19 protein-coding genes are annotated in these 15,421 nt (G+C 46.9%); 10 read left to right on the forward strand and 9 right to left on the reverse strand.

Going from position 1 to position 15,421, the window contains the following annotated elements; all coding sequences use genetic code 11:
- Both DN92_RS08460 and DN92_RS08465 read right to left on the reverse strand, forming a co-directional pair.
- Window positions 1-552: a carboxymuconolactone decarboxylase family protein gene (locus DN92_RS08460; RefSeq protein ID WP_173960819.1), complete on the reverse strand. Its 552-nt coding sequence runs from the start codon at window positions 550-552 to the stop codon at window positions 1-3.
- Between the two features lie 8 nt (window positions 553-560).
- Window positions 561-1,559, reverse strand: coding sequence for a tripartite tricarboxylate transporter substrate binding protein (locus tag DN92_RS08465; protein WP_173960820.1), 999 nt, complete (start codon window positions 1,557-1,559; stop codon window positions 561-563).
- A 90-nt stretch (window positions 1,560-1,649) separates the two neighbouring features.
- On the opposite strand from DN92_RS08465, the gene DN92_RS08470 reads away from it, so the two are divergent.
- From DN92_RS08470 to DN92_RS08485, 4 genes are all read left to right on the forward strand, one after another.
- Window positions 1,650-2,420 (forward strand): sulfurtransferase, encoded by a 771-nt coding sequence (locus tag DN92_RS08470; RefSeq protein WP_173960821.1) that lies wholly within the window; start codon window positions 1,650-1,652, stop codon window positions 2,418-2,420.
- 171 nt (window positions 2,421-2,591) lie between these two features.
- Window positions 2,592-3,566, forward strand: coding sequence for a D-2-hydroxyacid dehydrogenase family protein (locus tag DN92_RS08475; protein ID WP_173960822.1), 975 nt, complete (start codon window positions 2,592-2,594; stop codon window positions 3,564-3,566).
- 5 nt (window positions 3,567-3,571) lie between these two features.
- Window positions 3,572-4,111, forward strand: a complete 540-nt coding sequence (locus tag DN92_RS08480; RefSeq protein WP_173960823.1) for a chromate transporter — start codon at window positions 3,572-3,574, stop codon at window positions 4,109-4,111.
- Entirely contained in the window at window positions 4,108-4,629 is a 522-nt protein-coding gene (locus DN92_RS08485) for a chromate transporter (protein WP_173960824.1), read from the forward strand. The genes DN92_RS08480 and DN92_RS08485 overlap by 4 nt, the downstream gene beginning before the upstream one ends.
- Before the next feature lie 56 nt (window positions 4,630-4,685).
- Here the strand turns inward: DN92_RS08485 and crcB are convergent, their stop codons facing one another.
- The 4 genes from crcB to DN92_RS08505 are packed head-to-tail and all read right to left on the reverse strand — an operon-like array spanning window position 4,686 to window position 6,211.
- The gene (gene crcB, locus DN92_RS08490; RefSeq protein WP_173960825.1) at window positions 4,686-5,063 is read right to left on the reverse strand and encodes a fluoride efflux transporter CrcB; all 378 of its coding nucleotides are present in this window, start codon (window positions 5,061-5,063) and stop codon (window positions 4,686-4,688) included.
- Window positions 5,064-5,072: 9 nt separating this feature from the next.
- Window positions 5,073-5,852: a 4,5-DOPA-extradiol-dioxygenase gene (gene ygiD / locus DN92_RS08495; RefSeq protein WP_173960826.1), complete on the reverse strand. Its 780-nt coding sequence runs from the start codon at window positions 5,850-5,852 to the stop codon at window positions 5,073-5,075.
- Between the two features lie 9 nt (window positions 5,853-5,861).
- Window positions 5,862-5,999 (reverse strand): hypothetical protein, encoded by a 138-nt coding sequence (locus DN92_RS08500; protein WP_173960827.1) that lies wholly within the window; start codon window positions 5,997-5,999, stop codon window positions 5,862-5,864.
- A gap of 44 nt (window positions 6,000-6,043) precedes the next feature.
- A complete protein-coding gene (locus DN92_RS08505) occupies window positions 6,044-6,211 on the reverse strand; it encodes a hypothetical protein (protein ID WP_173960828.1) in 168 nt (55 codons plus the stop codon).
- A gap of 28 nt (window positions 6,212-6,239) precedes the next feature.
- Here DN92_RS08505 and DN92_RS08510 point away from each other — a divergent pair, with 28 nt between their 5' ends.
- Complete coding sequence (locus DN92_RS08510; RefSeq protein WP_173960829.1) at window positions 6,240-6,902, forward strand: site-2 protease family protein; 663 nt, start codon at window positions 6,240-6,242, stop codon at window positions 6,900-6,902.
- Window positions 6,903-6,999: 97 nt separating this feature from the next.
- On the forward strand, window positions 7,000-7,452 hold the full coding sequence (locus DN92_RS08515; protein WP_173960830.1) for a c-type cytochrome: 453 nt from the start codon (window positions 7,000-7,002) through the stop codon (window positions 7,450-7,452).
- Here the strand turns inward: DN92_RS08515 and DN92_RS08520 are convergent, their stop codons facing one another.
- Both DN92_RS08520 and DN92_RS08525 read right to left on the reverse strand, forming a co-directional pair.
- A complete protein-coding gene (locus DN92_RS08520; protein ID WP_173960831.1) occupies window positions 7,453-8,133 on the reverse strand; it encodes a cytochrome b/b6 domain-containing protein in 681 nt (226 codons plus the stop codon).
- Between the two features lie 38 nt (window positions 8,134-8,171).
- Window positions 8,172-9,113 carry a 3-hydroxyacyl-CoA dehydrogenase family protein gene (locus DN92_RS08525; protein ID WP_173960832.1) on the reverse strand — a complete coding sequence of 314 codons (942 nt, stop codon included), beginning with the start codon at window positions 9,111-9,113 and terminating at the stop codon, window positions 8,172-8,174.
- 84 nt (window positions 9,114-9,197) lie between these two features.
- Here DN92_RS08525 and DN92_RS08530 point away from each other — a divergent pair, with 84 nt between their 5' ends.
- The 4 genes from DN92_RS08530 to DN92_RS08545 all read left to right on the forward strand — a co-directional run bounded on the left by DN92_RS08530 (window position 9,198) and on the right by DN92_RS08545 (window position 14,136).
- Complete coding sequence (locus DN92_RS08530; protein ID WP_173960833.1) at window positions 9,198-10,127, forward strand: 2-hydroxyacid dehydrogenase; 930 nt, start codon at window positions 9,198-9,200, stop codon at window positions 10,125-10,127.
- A 12-nt stretch (window positions 10,128-10,139) separates the two neighbouring features.
- Window positions 10,140-11,066, forward strand: coding sequence for a dihydrodipicolinate synthase family protein (locus DN92_RS08535; protein ID WP_173960834.1), 927 nt, complete (start codon window positions 10,140-10,142; stop codon window positions 11,064-11,066).
- A gap of 30 nt (window positions 11,067-11,096) precedes the next feature.
- Window positions 11,097-12,047 carry a TAXI family TRAP transporter solute-binding subunit gene (locus DN92_RS08540; RefSeq protein WP_173960835.1) on the forward strand — a complete coding sequence of 317 codons (951 nt, stop codon included), beginning with the start codon at window positions 11,097-11,099 and terminating at the stop codon, window positions 12,045-12,047.
- Window positions 12,048-12,123: 76 nt separating this feature from the next.
- On the forward strand, window positions 12,124-14,136 hold the full coding sequence (locus tag DN92_RS08545) for a TRAP transporter permease (protein WP_173960836.1): 2,013 nt from the start codon (window positions 12,124-12,126) through the stop codon (window positions 14,134-14,136).
- 88 nt (window positions 14,137-14,224) lie between these two features.
- On the opposite strand, the gene DN92_RS08550 is transcribed toward DN92_RS08545, so the two are convergent.
- A complete protein-coding gene (locus DN92_RS08550; RefSeq protein ID WP_173960837.1) occupies window positions 14,225-15,358 on the reverse strand; it encodes a mandelate racemase/muconate lactonizing enzyme family protein in 1,134 nt (377 codons plus the stop codon).
- Window positions 15,359-15,421 lie beyond the last annotated feature (63 nt).

The following is a 15,421-nucleotide window of genomic DNA, read 5'->3' on the forward strand; positions in this document are numbered from 1 at the left end:
TTAAGCAGGAGGATGCTCCTCAGGATTGACGTCTAGTGCAATTAAAAATCGGGAGACCATATTGTATGCAGCGATCACCGTGACCAACTCCACCGCATCAGTATTGCCAAGAGCAAGCTGTAGGCGTTTCATTAAAGCACCGTCGACTTGAATGTTGCGCGTCATTTGGAAAGTGAGCTCTACCGCATCATTTTCCAGCGCAGAGAAAAGTGCTTTGGGAAAGTCTGTTTGACCTATCAAACGCAATGCTTCAACCTGCGCTTCACTGCCGCCTGCCTTAATAAATGGAGGTGCATGATGAAAGAATTCATATTCCGCACCATTAAGAACGGCCACTCCACACATGGCGAGCTCGCGTAGCTTTGGATCTAGTGAGAGGTTATTACGTATCTCCCCAATGAAATGATTCCAGCCCTCTGCAATTGGGGTGCTATGCAAAAGCATGCGATCCAAATTAATGAATTGACCACCGCGTCTCTTGCGAATGGCTGCCACTAGCTCAGCGGGCTCAGCCAAATCCAAAGGCTGATAGGGAATTAAACGTTCAGTCATGTTTACCTTTATTGCGTTTCTTTAATATTATTCTCGATCACAAATTTGCCCCAGATACCAATTTGCTTGCCGATGAAATCACGCAAAGCCTCTGGATTACCGGCAACAATTTCAATTCCCTGTGTCTTTAATTTTTCTGAAACAGCTGGTGACTTTAGCGCTTTAGTTACTGCCGCATTCATCGCATTCACAATGGCAGGAGGAGTTTTGCCTGGCGCCAAGACTGCCCACCATGCAGGCGCATTAAATCCAGGGAATCCGCTTTCAGAGATAGTGGGAACATTCGGCAACTCAGGCGATCTTTTGGCAGTAGTGATTACCAAAGGAATAACACCGCCACTATCAATATGTGGCTTAACTAAAAACTCTGAGCCAACAGCTAACTGCACTTGACCGCCAAGAACATCCTGCATCAAGGGGCCGCCGCCACGATAGGGAATATGATTCCAATCAAAGCCAGCTTGCTTTGCCAAGCGTGCCATAGCCAAATGCCCAAGACTGCCAATCCCGATAGAACCGTAACTGAACTGCTTACCGGCCTTAGATTGATCTACCAGCTGCTTAAAGCTAGTGATCCCAGAGTTCTTACTAGCAACGAGCACCATTGGCGAAGTACCAATAAGCGTGACCGGTGCAATATCCTTAATGGTGTCGTACGGGAGCTTATCCTTTAGAACAGGATTTACTCCATGAGTATCAAATACCACCGCAAAGGTGTAACCATCAGGTTCTGACCGAGCCATAGCCGCAGTACCAATAACGCCCGATGCACCCCCGATATTCTCAACAATCACACTTTGCTTTAATTCTGCCTGCAAAGCAGGAGCCAAGGTACGCGCCACTTGATCTACAGATCCACCGGGTGGAAACACGGCAATCAGACGAATAGGTTTTTGGGTAGGCCAAGTTCCCACCCCAGCTGTTTGAGCGCTAACAATCGAACTAGCACTCGTCAGCAAGAGGCTCAATAGCAAGGCTTTTTTGGCCATTTTTAATAAAATTCGCATACAAGGGTCTCCTCCGATTAAGAATGCAAGATTACCACCCCTCGCAGCCGCTTGTTTGATAATGTGGGGCGTAGCCCAAAGAGATTAAAAATGAAGCCCATTTTGAACGTTGCCGCCTATTTATTTGTCAGTCTGGACAACTTAGTGGAACTGCGCGCCAAAATATTGAATGAGTGTGACTCTCGCAGTCTGAAGGGCACCATCTTGCTCACAGGTGAGGGCATCAATTTGTTTCTCGCTGGGCAAGAATTAGAGTTGCTTGGTTTTTTAGATTGGCTTCGATTGGATGGTCGCTTCAAATCACTACAGACTAAAGATAGCTGGTCTGAAACGCAGCCATTCAAGAAGATGTTGGTCAAAATCAAAAATGAAATTATTCGCATGAATCACCCGATGATTCGGCCTGAAGAAGGTCGTGCAAATTTCATCACACCAAAAAAATTACAAGAATGGCTTGATCGTGGAACCGATGATCTGGGGCGTCCCGTAGTCATGCTAGATACACGCAATGCATTCGAGGTTGGTTATGGGACTTTCGAGAACGCACTGCATTTCAATATCGAAAAATTTACCGAGCTTCCTGAGGCAATTACTGCCCACAAAGATGAGTTAGCGGATAAAACGCTAGTCAGTTTTTGCACTGGTGGTATCCGCTGCGAAAAATCGGGGCTTTATATGCGTGAAATTGGCATGCAGCATACCTACCAGCTGGAAGGTGGCATCCTCAAATATTTTGAGGAGGTTGGCTCAGCACACTACACCGGCGACTGCTTTGTATTTGATGAGCGGGAGGCATTAGAGCCTACCCTTAACTCCATTCCAGTGGAGCGCTCTATCCGCAAAAAATTACAGGGGCAGTAGGCTAAGGTAAATTGCCTGATCTACCTATTAAAGCTATGCGCTTTATAAAGAGTAGTTTCATATAGAACTCAAGCCATCCCTTGACCTTGGCAATCACGGTATTACCCCATGCAAAATGGCAGATGGATCAGGAGTAAACTCGTTCAAAATAACAAAACAGCAAAGAGAGATATGGCCAATTCACCAAATATTGTCATCCTAGGAGATTACGAACGCGCCCTACGTCGCTTTTCTAAATGGGATCGAATTGAGCAAAATTCAAACCTCACAATTCATCACGAGCCTTTGCGCGATGAAGCACTGTATGAGGCAGTAAAGGATGCTGATGTCATTGCCATCGTTCGTGACCGCTCTCCATTTAATGAAGCCTTGATTGCAAGACTGCCAAAGCTGAAAATGTTGATGTTCACAGGCAAGCGCAATGGCACGCTTGATAGTGCCGCCCTACTTTCCCGCAACATTCCGATTGCCTGCACACCGGGAGGCCCTTCAAAAGAAACCACTACCGAGCTCACCTGGGCATTAATTCTGGGAGCTTCAAAACAATTGGTTCGCCAAAATAATCTAATCACCTCTGGCGGCTGGCGCGACAAACTCTCTGTTCTCCCTATGCTCTCCGGCGAGCGCCTAGGCATTATCGGCCTGGGTGCTATCGGCAGCTCGGTTGCACGCGTTGGCAAGGCATTCGGCATGGAGCTAGTAACCTGGAGTCCCCGTATGACGCCAGAACGTGCTGCCGCTGAAAATGCAACTTCCGTCAGTCTGGATGAATTACTCAGTACATCCAAAATAGTGACGATGCACTTAGTGGCGGGTCCAGGAACTAAAGGCCTCATCAGTGCCGATCAGCTTGCTTTAATGCGCCCAGATTCCATTCTGGTCAATACCTCACGATCAGCATTAATTAATATGCCTGATTTATGTACCGCCCTCAAAAAAGGTTGCCCAGGTCAAGCTGCAGTGGATGTATTTGATATTGAACCATTGCCAGTCAACGATTCATTACGCAACATCCCCAATTTATTAGCAACTCCACACCTTGGATTTATCGCAGAACCGATTTTTGAAATATTCTCCAAGGGCATTACTGAAACGCTCGAGGCCTGGATAGATCAACGACCGATTCCATATCCATTTGAGCCTTAATCACCTTGAAATCACTGACGCCGACCCAGCTATTCATCAGCTTTAGCAAAATTGGCATGTCTGGTTTCGGGGGCGTACTCCCCTGGGCACGGCGCACCTTGGTGGAGCAAGACAAAGTACTTAGCTCAGAAGAATTTAGCGCGATTCTGGGTATCTGCCAAATCGTTCCAGGCCCCAATATTGTGAATCTGGCAGTGTGTATCGGCTCCCGCTTTGCTGGCATCAAAGGTGCCTTAGCAGCAGTACTTGGCTTAACGCTTGGCCCTATCTGCATTGTGATGCTGCTAGCCCTAATCTATACACATTACAGCTACTTGGAAGCTGTCCAAGGCATTCTGAGAGGTATTTCTGCTGTTGGAGTTGGTTTGATTGCCTCCACCGGAATCAAAATGCTGCGCGATGAGTTGCGGTTTCCGGCGATGTTATTGGTGGTAGCCATCACAGTTATTGCTGCCTGCTATTACCAGCTTGGCCTTGGCTGGGTTTTACTTATTGCATCGCCGTTTGCTTGGCTATTGGCGCAAAAAAAGGCGCGTAAAGTATGAGTGTCTTGCTCAGCCTATTTCTAAAGCTTTCAGCCTTTTCTCTGGTTGCCTTCGGTGGAATCAATGCACTACTTCCCAGCCTCTTAGAGCTGTCGGTGAATCAAGAGCGGTGGATCGACTTGCAAACTTTTGCAGATTACTTCGCTATTGCACAGGCGGCTCCGGGCCCCAATTTCATGACAGTCACGCTCATTGGCTGGCATGTTGATGGTGTGCTGGGAGCCCTGATTGCAACCATTGCCATTGCTTGGCCCTCCTCTATTTTGGTGTACCACCTACAGCGCTTGATCTTAGGTATGCATGATGAGCATCAGAAAAAGACTATTCAATATGCTGCTGCCGCTCTTGCTGTTGGCCTAGTGCTTTCTTCGGCATGGCAGATTGCGCTACAAATTAATCATAGCTATGCAGCCTATACACTGACGCTGTTGACTATTGGAATCGCTGTTTTTACTCGCTGGCATCCTTTGTATTTAATTGGATTGGGCGCCGCTCTGGGAGCATTGGGGCTTATATGAAATATTTGCCCGTTTTAAATAGCTCATTTAAAACTGTGCAAACTTACTTAGTTACATTACTTCAGCGCTTGATAAGTCAAAATACCTAGGAAAGTGAGGGCTAGTGACCCCACTAAATGCAAGAGCGCGGTTCCCAATGCCCATGTGACTTCTCCACGCTGCATCAAGCCTACGACTTCAGCAGAAAAGCTAGAGAACGTAGTGAGACCGCCTAAGAAACCGGTAATGACAAATAACTTCCACTCGGGAGACAGGTTTGGGTTGTTGCCAAAAAAAGCGACGGCAATACCAATCAAATAGCCACCAACCATATTGGAAATAAACGTTCCTAGTGGAAGTGCCGCTGCAACATTCACTGTCGCCAGATTAAATCCTGCCCTCAGAAGTGCGCCCAGACCGGCACCACAGAAAATAGCGAGGATGGATAGCCACATATTGACTACTTATTGAATTGAGAACGTCAACATACTGATAGAGCCCATCTCCAAGCCATTAGTCAATGTCTTGGAACTCTCACCTTGCTCCTGAAGAGCAAGCGTATATATGGCCGGCCAATAATGCTCAGGGGTCGGAATGGACAAATGAGCGGCATCACCATATTGCTCCCAATGGATCAAATTCTCATGGTGATTTGCATTCATCTCGGATACAAAAAAATCATTGAACTCCCGCGCCCAAGGATAAGGAGTGGCGCCCTCTTCCCAATGAATCGTGCGCAAGTTATGCACCACGTTCCCGCTTGCCAGAATGAGAATATTTTCATCACGCAAAGGGCGTAATTTCTTAGCCAGCTCGTAATGCTCACTCGCAGATAAGGAGCCATCCAAGCTAAGCTGTACTACTGGTACGTCCGCGTTAGGGTAGAGGTATTTCAGAACAGACCAAGCGCCATGATCAATACCCCATTCGTTCTCTTCTAATACGACAGGAACATCCAACAGTTCTTTTACTCGATCCGCAAGGGCGGGGCTTCCCGGCGCTGGGTACTGAATCTCAAACAAGGCTTGCGGAAATCCGCCAAAGTCATGAATTGTTTTAGGCTTTGGCATTGCAGTAACCCATATACCTCGGGTTACCCAATGCGCCGAGATAACCAAAATAGCATCGGGGCGCTTTAGTGATTTACCAAGATTGGCCCAAGCGGCTGTATAGCGATTGGGCTCGATAGCGTACATCGGACTACCATGGCCAGCAAATATTGCAGGTTGGCGATGGCTAGTCATTCAAGCAAATTAACCGAATACGTAACCAGTGTGAGCTGCAACCAATGCAAACAAAATAGCCAAGCTAGTAGCGGCTGCCAACATCACGATCAAGGTAATGATCTTTTTGTTGATTTCGTCTTTCGTCTCTTTATGCCATTCGTTCATGCCAAATCCTTGTTAAACACATTAATTAGTAGCGCAATTATCCACTATCGGCCGCGACCAGCCTTGCGCATCATGGCTTTTCCACCGCCAAAGCCAGCTTGAGGCCTTCCACCAGGGCCGGATGGGCCTTTGGGGGCTGGGGGACGGGCTGCAGGCTTGGCCACTACTGGCTTAGCTGGGGTCTTTGCTTCAGGTTTCTTTTCGTCAGTCACTTTTTGCTCCTATAGATATCATATTGCCATGTTTACTGACTATTCTATCCAAGCTATCGCCATTAATGCGATTCCTTTGATTTTCGCCATTACGATCCATGAAGCAGCCCATGGTTTTGCTGCTCGCAAGCTTGGCGATAACACTGCCTATATGTTGGGCAGAGTGAGTCTGAATCCATTGAAACATATAGATCCGGTCGGAACAATCCTCATTCCTGCGATGCTGATTTTGACGGGATCACCCTTTCTGGTGGGTTACGCCAAACCGGTGCCCGTTAACTTTGGACGCCTTCGACATCCCCGGATTGACTCCATTTGGGTTGCTCTAGCCGGCCCAGGATCGAATTTCATTCAAGCGCTGATTTGGGCAATACTCCTGATCGGCCTCATGGGATTTGGGATTGAGGAACGCTTTCTGATCGCCATGTCTCAAGCGGGTATTACCTGGAACCTTGGGCTCTTGGTATTTAATCTCTTCCCACTTCCTCCGCTAGATGGTGGTCGCATACTGGCGGGCTTATTACCAGCCCGTCAGTCCATCGCACTTGGAAAGCTAGAGCCCTGGGGATTCTTTATCGTTCTGGCACTCGTCTTTACTGGGATTATCGGGAATCTCTGGATGGAGCCCTTAATGACATTCTTTAAGGGGGTAGTTTATTTCGTCACGCTGCCCCTACAGATGATTTTTTAAAAGCAGTGCCATTCGCAAAAGTCATTATTCGAGAGTATGCTAATTGTGCAATGTACTCACCCCACCCTGTAATCGATTGAAACTACTGGAGCCCCTGATGAAACTCAAGCACATTGTTTTGGCTGTCCTCGCACCCACATTACTAGTTAGCGCAGGGGTTGCATTTGCTCAATTTAAAAAACCGGAAGACGCCATTAAATATCGTCAAAGTGTGTATACCGTGATGGCCAATTCCTTCGGAAAAATTAGCGCCGTTGTTAAGGGGGAAGCCCCATTTAATAAAGACGATGTTGCCAAGAATGCAGCAGTTGTTGCAACACTCTCTACATTGCCATGGCAGGCCTTTGGCCCAGGCACCGAAGGTGGCAACGCACTGCCAGCAGTGTGGTCAGATAATGCGAAATTCAAAGCAGCTTCAGAAAAAATGCAACTCGCCGTGGTGAATCTTAATACCGCCGCACAATCAGGCGATCAAGAAGCGATTAAGAAAGCTTTTGCTGCCGCAGGGGCAACTTGCAAAGGCTGTCATGACGACTTTAAGAAAAAGTAATTAGGCGCTAATGACATAGCCCAGAATCAGCGCAATCAAGCTCAGCAGAAATAATGCAAGCCCGCGTTGCAAACCGCCATCTTTAGAGGCGTGACCCAAGTCAGCAGATAGATATTTAATCTCCTCGCTTGGGTCAATTTCTTTATCGCCTAGCAGCATCGGCTTAATTAAATTTTCACCTTTGTATTTTTGGTAATACAAGATCGCGCATAAATGCAATGCAATCAATGCAATGAGTACTGTTTCATTAAGGCGATGAACCGAAGTGAAGAGCTCAACCGTACTACTCGAAACATACTTTGCCAATGGGCCCTCAAAGGCAATATCGTCATTTGCAAATAAACCAGTGATCGCCTGCACGCCAACCGAAGCAATTAAGGCTAAGACCGATAAGGCGCCTAATGGACTATGGCCAAGTCCCGCTGGGGTTTTTCCGGATACGAAAGAGATCAATGTCTTTGGACTAGGAACAAAATTGATGAAGCGTGCATGGTGAGAGCCAATAAAGCCCCAGCAGATTCTAAAAATGATTAAAGCTAGAACGCAATAACCCGCACGCGCATGAAAATCCATCGCATTACCACCAATCTTGACGGTAATAAAACTCATGGCAATACAGATGACAAGAAGCCAATGAAATAGGCGGACTGGCAAATCCCAGACGCGAATAGTTTTTTTCATCTCTGCAGAATAAATCAATACAGAGACTTACCACTGCTTTATTGAATCTCCGGCAGATCCTTTTGAATAATCTTCAAACCCTCGCGTAAGGCCTCCTGATAGCGCTCACGCTCTGCCTTCATTGTCTCTGCAGTCCAAGAATAAAAACCCTCACCAGTTTTCATACCAAGCTTGCCGCTAGCGATGCGATCACTCAAGCATTTCGCAATCTCGGGTGAGTTGTTCAGGGTCGGATAAATTGTTGCTCCACCAGCACCATGCACATCAAGTCCCGCATGATCTCTCTGCATTGCCGGTCCTGCCGCAATGTAGCGAAAGCCAAAACCGAAGCGAACTGCCTTATCAATATCTTCTAAGCTAGCAATCCCAGCATCAACCATGGCAAAAGCTTCACGCGATAAAGCATGTTGCAGGCGGTTGGCCAAGAAACCTGGCAAATCTTTTTTCACAGTGACCGGCACCATGCCGCAGGCCGTCATTAATCTGGACAGGCTTTCACCAACCATCGTGGAGGTCTTCTCTCCATAAACCACCTCTACACAAGGCACTAAATGCGCTGGCATAAAGAAATGCAATCCAATCATGCGTGCTGGCGTCCTTAAACCTTTCGCAATATCGCTAATTGGAAAGCTGGTGCTATTACTTGCTAATACCGCCTCGGGTTTTGCGTATTGCTCCAACTTCGCAAATAACTCTTGCTTGATATCCAAACGCTCAGGTACGCACTCGATTACTAAATCAACTTCCGACCAATCTACTTCTTCCAAAGAACCCGCGGTGGCGAGTAAATGTAGGCGATGCTCATACCCTAGATCGATCATGGTATTTGCAAAATAATCTGGCAAGAGTGCGCGACGTTCTGTAGTGGGCTCTACTACCTGAACTGCACAGCCGCCCCGGGCACATACGGCAGCCACATCGGCACCCATGGTGCCACCACCAACAATGACCACTTTAGTTTCAGCTGGGGTAAACAACATCTCAATTTCTCCTTCGGTGGCGATATAAGGATTACAAATCCTCTTACAATACTTTCATTATTCCAATAAAAAAGTAAGCGAGACATGATCCCAGTCAATTCGGTACTGCAGGTCGGCCAATTTCCAGAAATAATGCAGATGGAGATTGATAAGCGACTGAGCACTATCAAACTGCTAGACCCTCAGAGCAAACCTCCAGAGGGAAGTTTCACCGCCATTCTGACCCGCTCAAATACCCAACTCCCACAGGGGTTACTCGAGCAAATACCGACTATCCGCATGGTCGCGACTTGCGGAGTTGGCTACGACAACCTCCCCCTGGGTTACCTAAAAGCAAATGGGGTTAAAGCTAGTAATACCCCAGGGGTTCTGAATGATGCAGTGTGCGAATTGGCTATCGGTATGTTGTTTAGCCTCTTACGGCGCATTCCCGAGGCACAGGCCTTCGTGAAGACCGCCGCATGGGCTCAGTCGCCATTCAAAATCACTACAACACTCGCCGGTAAATGTGTTGGCATTGCAGGGATGGGACGCATCGGACAGGATTTCGCAAAACGTCTAGAGCCCTTCAAAGTCCAGATTGCCTATACCGGACCCTCCAAGAAAGAACTGCCCTACAACTACTACTCTGACATCAAGGGTTTGGCACAGGCGTCAGATGTGCTGATCCTCGCGTGCCCTGCTAGCCCAGAAACAGACAAGATGATTAATGCGGAAATATTGGCATCCCTGGGAGCCCAAGGCTACCTCATTAATATTGCGCGAGGGAGTGTCGTAGATGAAGGTGCTCTTTTAGTTGCACTGCAGCAAAAAAAGATCGCAGGTGCAGCACTCGACGTATTTGAAAATGAACCCAATCCCAACCCTCAGTTCCTAAGTCTTGATAATGTCTTACTAACACCGCATATTGGTAGCGCAACTGCCGAAACGCGACAATTAATGACTAATTTAGCAATAGACAATTTAGAAGCTTTTTATAATCAACAGCCACTTCTGACCGAAGTTAAAAATTAAATCGGAGCACGTATGACCATGTCCCTTCACCCTTCTACCCTACCTGCGGTGCTATCACCCGTATTGACTCCTTTTAATGCAGATGGCAGCCCAAATGCACAAAAGTTATTGAAACAATGCCAATGGCTCGAAGCAAATGGAGTTGGTCAAGCGATTTTTGGCACCAACTCTGAGGCAAACTCGATGTCGGCACCTCAAAAGATGGGTACCCTAACAACCCTCATTGAAGGCGGCCTAAACCCAGCGCACATGATGCCTGGAACAGGTGCCACCTCAATTGATGCCACCGTAAATATGACGCGACATGCGGTAAAACACCAGTGCGCTGGCGTATTGATGCTGCCACCGTTCTACTATAAAGACGTTACTGATGATGGCCTCTTCGCCTATTTCTCAGAAGTCATTCAAAAGGTGGGTGATGCAGGATTGCAGATGTATATCTACAACATTCCGCCAGTCACCAAAATCAATCTTAGTCTCTCGTTATTAGAGCGCCTGACTAAGGAGTACCCAAAAACGGTTGTTGGTATGAAAGATAGCTCCGGAGACTGGGCTTACACCGAGTCCGTAATCAAGCTATTGGCGCCATCCGGTTTCCGGGTTTACGCTGGTAGCGAAGTGTTCTTAATGCGCACCCTCCGAGCGGGTGGAGTTGGCTGTATTTCCGCTACAGCTAACGTAAACCCTAAGGCCATCGCAGAATTGGCGGCGCATTGGAAAGAATCTGATGCAGATCAACTCCAAGGCGCTCTAGATCAAGTACGATCTATTTTTGCTCAATATCAGATGATTGCCGGTATGAAAACTGCTGTTGCACATTACAGCAAGGATTCTGAGTGGTTACGCGTACGCCCACCACTTATGCAGCTCAGCGCAGACCAGCAAGCGAAGTTATTGGGAGAGTTACAAAAAATTAATTTTAGTATGTCAGGTCTTTAATTCAACAAACGCAAAACAGGAGACAAAATAATGAAACTAATCAAAGTTATTGCTGTATCACTCACGATGATGTTTAGTGCCGCACAAGCACAAAATATCTCTATCGCAACCGGTGGTACTGGTGGCGTTTACTACCCAATGGGTGGTGGACTTGCCTCAGTCTTATCCAAGCATGTACCAGGAATGTCAGCAACCGCTGAAGTTACAGGCGGCTCAGTTGATAATTTAAAACTCGTTGGTAGTGGCAAACCTTACGTTGGTTTCTCAATGGCAGATGCCGCCAAAGATGCAAAAGATGGTGAAGACAAATTTAAGGGCAAGCCAATAGATTTGCGGAACTTACTCATTCTGTATCCAAACCAAATGCACGTTGTTACCGTAGAATCCACCGGCATTAAAACCATGAAAGATTTAAAAGGTAAGCGCGTAAGTACCGGCTCACCTGGTAGCGCAACTGAAGTCATGGCATTTCGTTTGCTCGAGGCTGCTGGCCTTGACAAAGACAAAGATGTTAAGCGTGAGCGTTTGAGTGTTGCAGAGTCAGTCAATGCTGTTAAAGATCGCAAAATCGACGCTTTCTTCTGGGTTGGTGGTTTACCAACAGCAGCTGTAACAGATCTTGCCAATAGCCCAGGCATGAAAATTGTCATGGTAGACAGCGCTGCCGAAGTTCCTGCTATGAATAAAAAATATGGCAATCTTTACTTCCCAGCCCTGATTACAAAGCAAACTTATAGCGGCATGGAAAAAGATAACAATGTGGCAGCGGTTGCAAATCTGTTAGTTGTGAATGCTTCTATGTCTGATGCAGAAGCATACAAAATCGTTAAAGCTGTTTTTGATAATCAGCTTGAACTGGTACGCTCACATGCTGAATACAGAAACATTAAGCTAGAGAATCAAAAAGCGAATGCCTCGCCGATTGCATATCATCCAGGCGCGTTGAAGTACTTTAAAGAAAAAGGCATCAAAGTAAACTAAGCCATATCGGGGTGAGTTAATCTCACCCCTTCTGCTTTAATGCAATACATCAATATAAAAATAGACGAATTAAGACATGAATCAAAACGCAATTGATAACGAAACCCAAGATAAGCTAGACGCCTTCATCAAGCAAGAAGAGGGCGACTCTAATGACTACAAAGGTCTACTAGCTATATTCATCACGCTAGTAGCAGTAGGCATGTCTTTATTTCATTTGTATGCAGCCTACTCGATCGTTCCAACCCACCAACTCAGAGTCATTCACGTTGCTCTAGTCCTATTTTTAGTATTTTTAAGCTTTCCTATTTCGGCTCGTTTTAAAAACAAGTTGATGTTTTGGGATGTCTTACTTGCCGTAGGCTCAATTGCTATCGCTTATTACATTCTGGCCGGTGGCGATGATCTGATGGACAGAAATACCTCGCCAGACTCTACTGACGTTATGGTTGGTATTGCCCTCATCCTTATTATTCTTGAGGCCGTCAGAAGAACAAATGGCATGGTACTGGTTACTGTTACGGTGCTTTTCTTGCTATATGCTTTCTTTGGCAATTACCTTCCCGCCCCATGGACCCACAAAGGTTATGGCTTAGATAGGCTGGTGGGTTATATGTACATGAGTCTAGAAGGTATCTATGGAACTGCCGTCGACGTCTCTGCAACCTTGATTATTTTATTCACTATCTTTGGCGCCTTTTTGCAGTTCACTGGCGCAGGAAAATTCTTCATTGACTTCTCTTTTGCCGCAATGGGCGGCAAATCATCTGGGGTAGGTAGAACGATTGTTCTATCGTCATTCCTGATGGGCGGCCCATCAGGTTCGGGTGTGGCGACCACCGTTACGGTTGGCTCTGTTGCTGCGCCTATGCTTGAAAAAGTCGGTTACGAAAAAAATGCTGCAGGTGGCCTTTTAGCTGCAGGCGGACTTGGCGCCATCATCTCACCCCCGGTATTGGGTGCTGCTGCTTTCCTGATTGCTGACTTCCTCAAAATTTCCTACTTAGATGTGTTGCTTATGGCAACCATTCCCACGATTCTGTTCTACCTTGGATTGTTTGTCATGGTCGAAATCGATGTACGTAAGTACGGTATGAAAGGTATTCAATTTGCATCCGCAGAAAGCGCCTGGCAGTTAACCAAAAAATACTGGTTTCATTTTTTCTCCTTGATCTCCATCGTGGTGTTCATGATGTTTGGTTTCTCGCCCGTGATGTCAGTCTTTTGGGCGACCGTTGTTTCCGCTTTTTCAAGCATGTTGCGTGAAGATACGGCAATCATTCCATGGGCCTGGTTTAGAGGTAAAGAACCTATTCTTTCTGGCCTTTATCGATCTAACTTAGTCAAAGCGCTCTCATCTGGCTCTACGGGTGTATTAGCGATTGCAGTAACGTGTGCGGGTGCAGGCCTGATTGTTGGAACAGTGACCCTTACCGGACTTGGTCTCAAATTTAGCTCGATTGTGATTCAGTACGCCGGCGGCTCCTTACTACTAACAGCCATCTTTACAGCATTGATTGTGTGGATCGTCGGCCTTGCAGTACCGGTAACCGCCTCTTACATTATTTGTGCTGTGATCGCTGCACCAGCCCTGATTAACTTAGGTGTGCCTGCATTTGCTGCACATATGTTTATCTTCTACTACGCAGTCCTCTCCGAGGTATCTCCTCCAACTGCTCTTTCACCCTTTGCAGCTGCAGCGATTTGTAAGGGCAATCCTTACAAGACCACCTTGCAAACATGGAAGTACGTTGCCCCTGCTATTTTGGTGCCATTCATGTTTGTACTCGATGAGTCTGGTGTGAGCTTATTGCTCATGGGCTCGACATCGGCCTTAGAGCAAGCGGACTGGATGCAGATTGCCTGGATTTCATTTACTGCTGTAGTTGGCATCATTTGTTTGGCCGGCGGCTTACAGGGTTGGTTTATTGAAAAAACCAAAGTATTTGAGCGAGTGATTATGGTGATCTCTGGCGTAGCACTAGCCTACCCATCAATGGAAGCAGACTTAATCGGCTTCGCTGGTTTTGGCTTGGTACTCATTACTCAGTTCATGGCCTACTCTAAGATGAAGTCTAAGGCAGCCTAAGTTAAGCTCAACGAACTGCAGCAAAAATAATCCCGCTCAGTGCGGGATTATTTTTGCCTGTCAACTACCAAGCATTACAGCAAGTCATTTAGACAATTTTTGTCCAAGCTAACTTACCAGCATACTTTTTGACTGCGGCCTCATCAAACTCGAAACCTAAGCCTGGGGTTTTATGCAAGATCAAATCGCCATTCTTAAAGGTGAGCTGCTTATTGATCAACCGGCGGAAATTCAAGACCTGATCATCTAAGAAAAACTCTACAAAGCGGGCATTGGGTGTTGCAGCTACCAGAGGAGCATGCAAATCATGCATCCAGTGCGGACACACAATCACTCCTTTTAAATCTGCATAAGCTGAGATACGGCGCCACTCTGTAATGCCACCACACACTGCGGCATCAGACTGCAAAATGGCAGCGCCACCAAAATCGATCAACTCCCTAAAACGCCAGCGTCCAGACTCCATCTCACCGGTGGCGACATTAATTGTGGTTTGGCGTGCCAAGGCGGCATGTAAATCAATTGCGTCTGGCGAGAAGGGCTCTTCAATCCAATATGGGTTGTAGGCTTCAAAGCGACGAATGTATTCCAGCGCCGTTGGTAAATCACGCCAAGCATTGTTTGCATCTAAGGTCAGCAAAACATCCTCACCTACGGCCTTACGAGCAGCCTTCACGCGCGCCTCCTCCTCCCTTGGAGAAAGGCGACCTACTTTCATTTTGACAGCTTTAAAGCCCTGTTTCACATAGGACTCCATCTCCTTGCCCAGCTTGGCAGGGGTTTTTCCATCCAAGTAATAGCCACCACTAGCGTAGGCAGGCACGCGGTCATCTACCACCGATCCCAAGTAATGATGGAGAGGTAATTTAGCAGCGCGGGCATTTAAATCCCACAGCGCCGTATCTAGGATCGAAATGCCTCGCATGACTGCGCCAGAACGGCCCTGCAGAATAGATTCGTTATACATTTCCATCCACAGACCTTCGCTGCGGTGACTGTTTTGACCAATCAACTTTGGGGCTAGTAACTGCTCGACAGCAATCTTGGCAATATCGCCACCAGCGCTACCAACGTAGCAAAAACCAATGCCCTCATTGCCATCCTTGCCGCGTACCTTTACTAAGCAATAGTGCCGCTCTGAAACCGTACGAGTGGAAAAGGAAGTGACCTTATCCAAAGGGACCACAACCGCTGCAACTGATACTGACTCAATAATGGGCATGTGAACTCCTAATTCAAAAAATAATTGTATCGATAACTTTTGTCACTTTCCTTGACCCACTTC

Origin of the sequence: Polynucleobacter arcticus (assembly GCF_013307205.1) — a bacterium.
Taxonomy (GTDB): Bacteria; Pseudomonadota; Gammaproteobacteria; order Burkholderiales; family Burkholderiaceae; genus Polynucleobacter; species Polynucleobacter arcticus.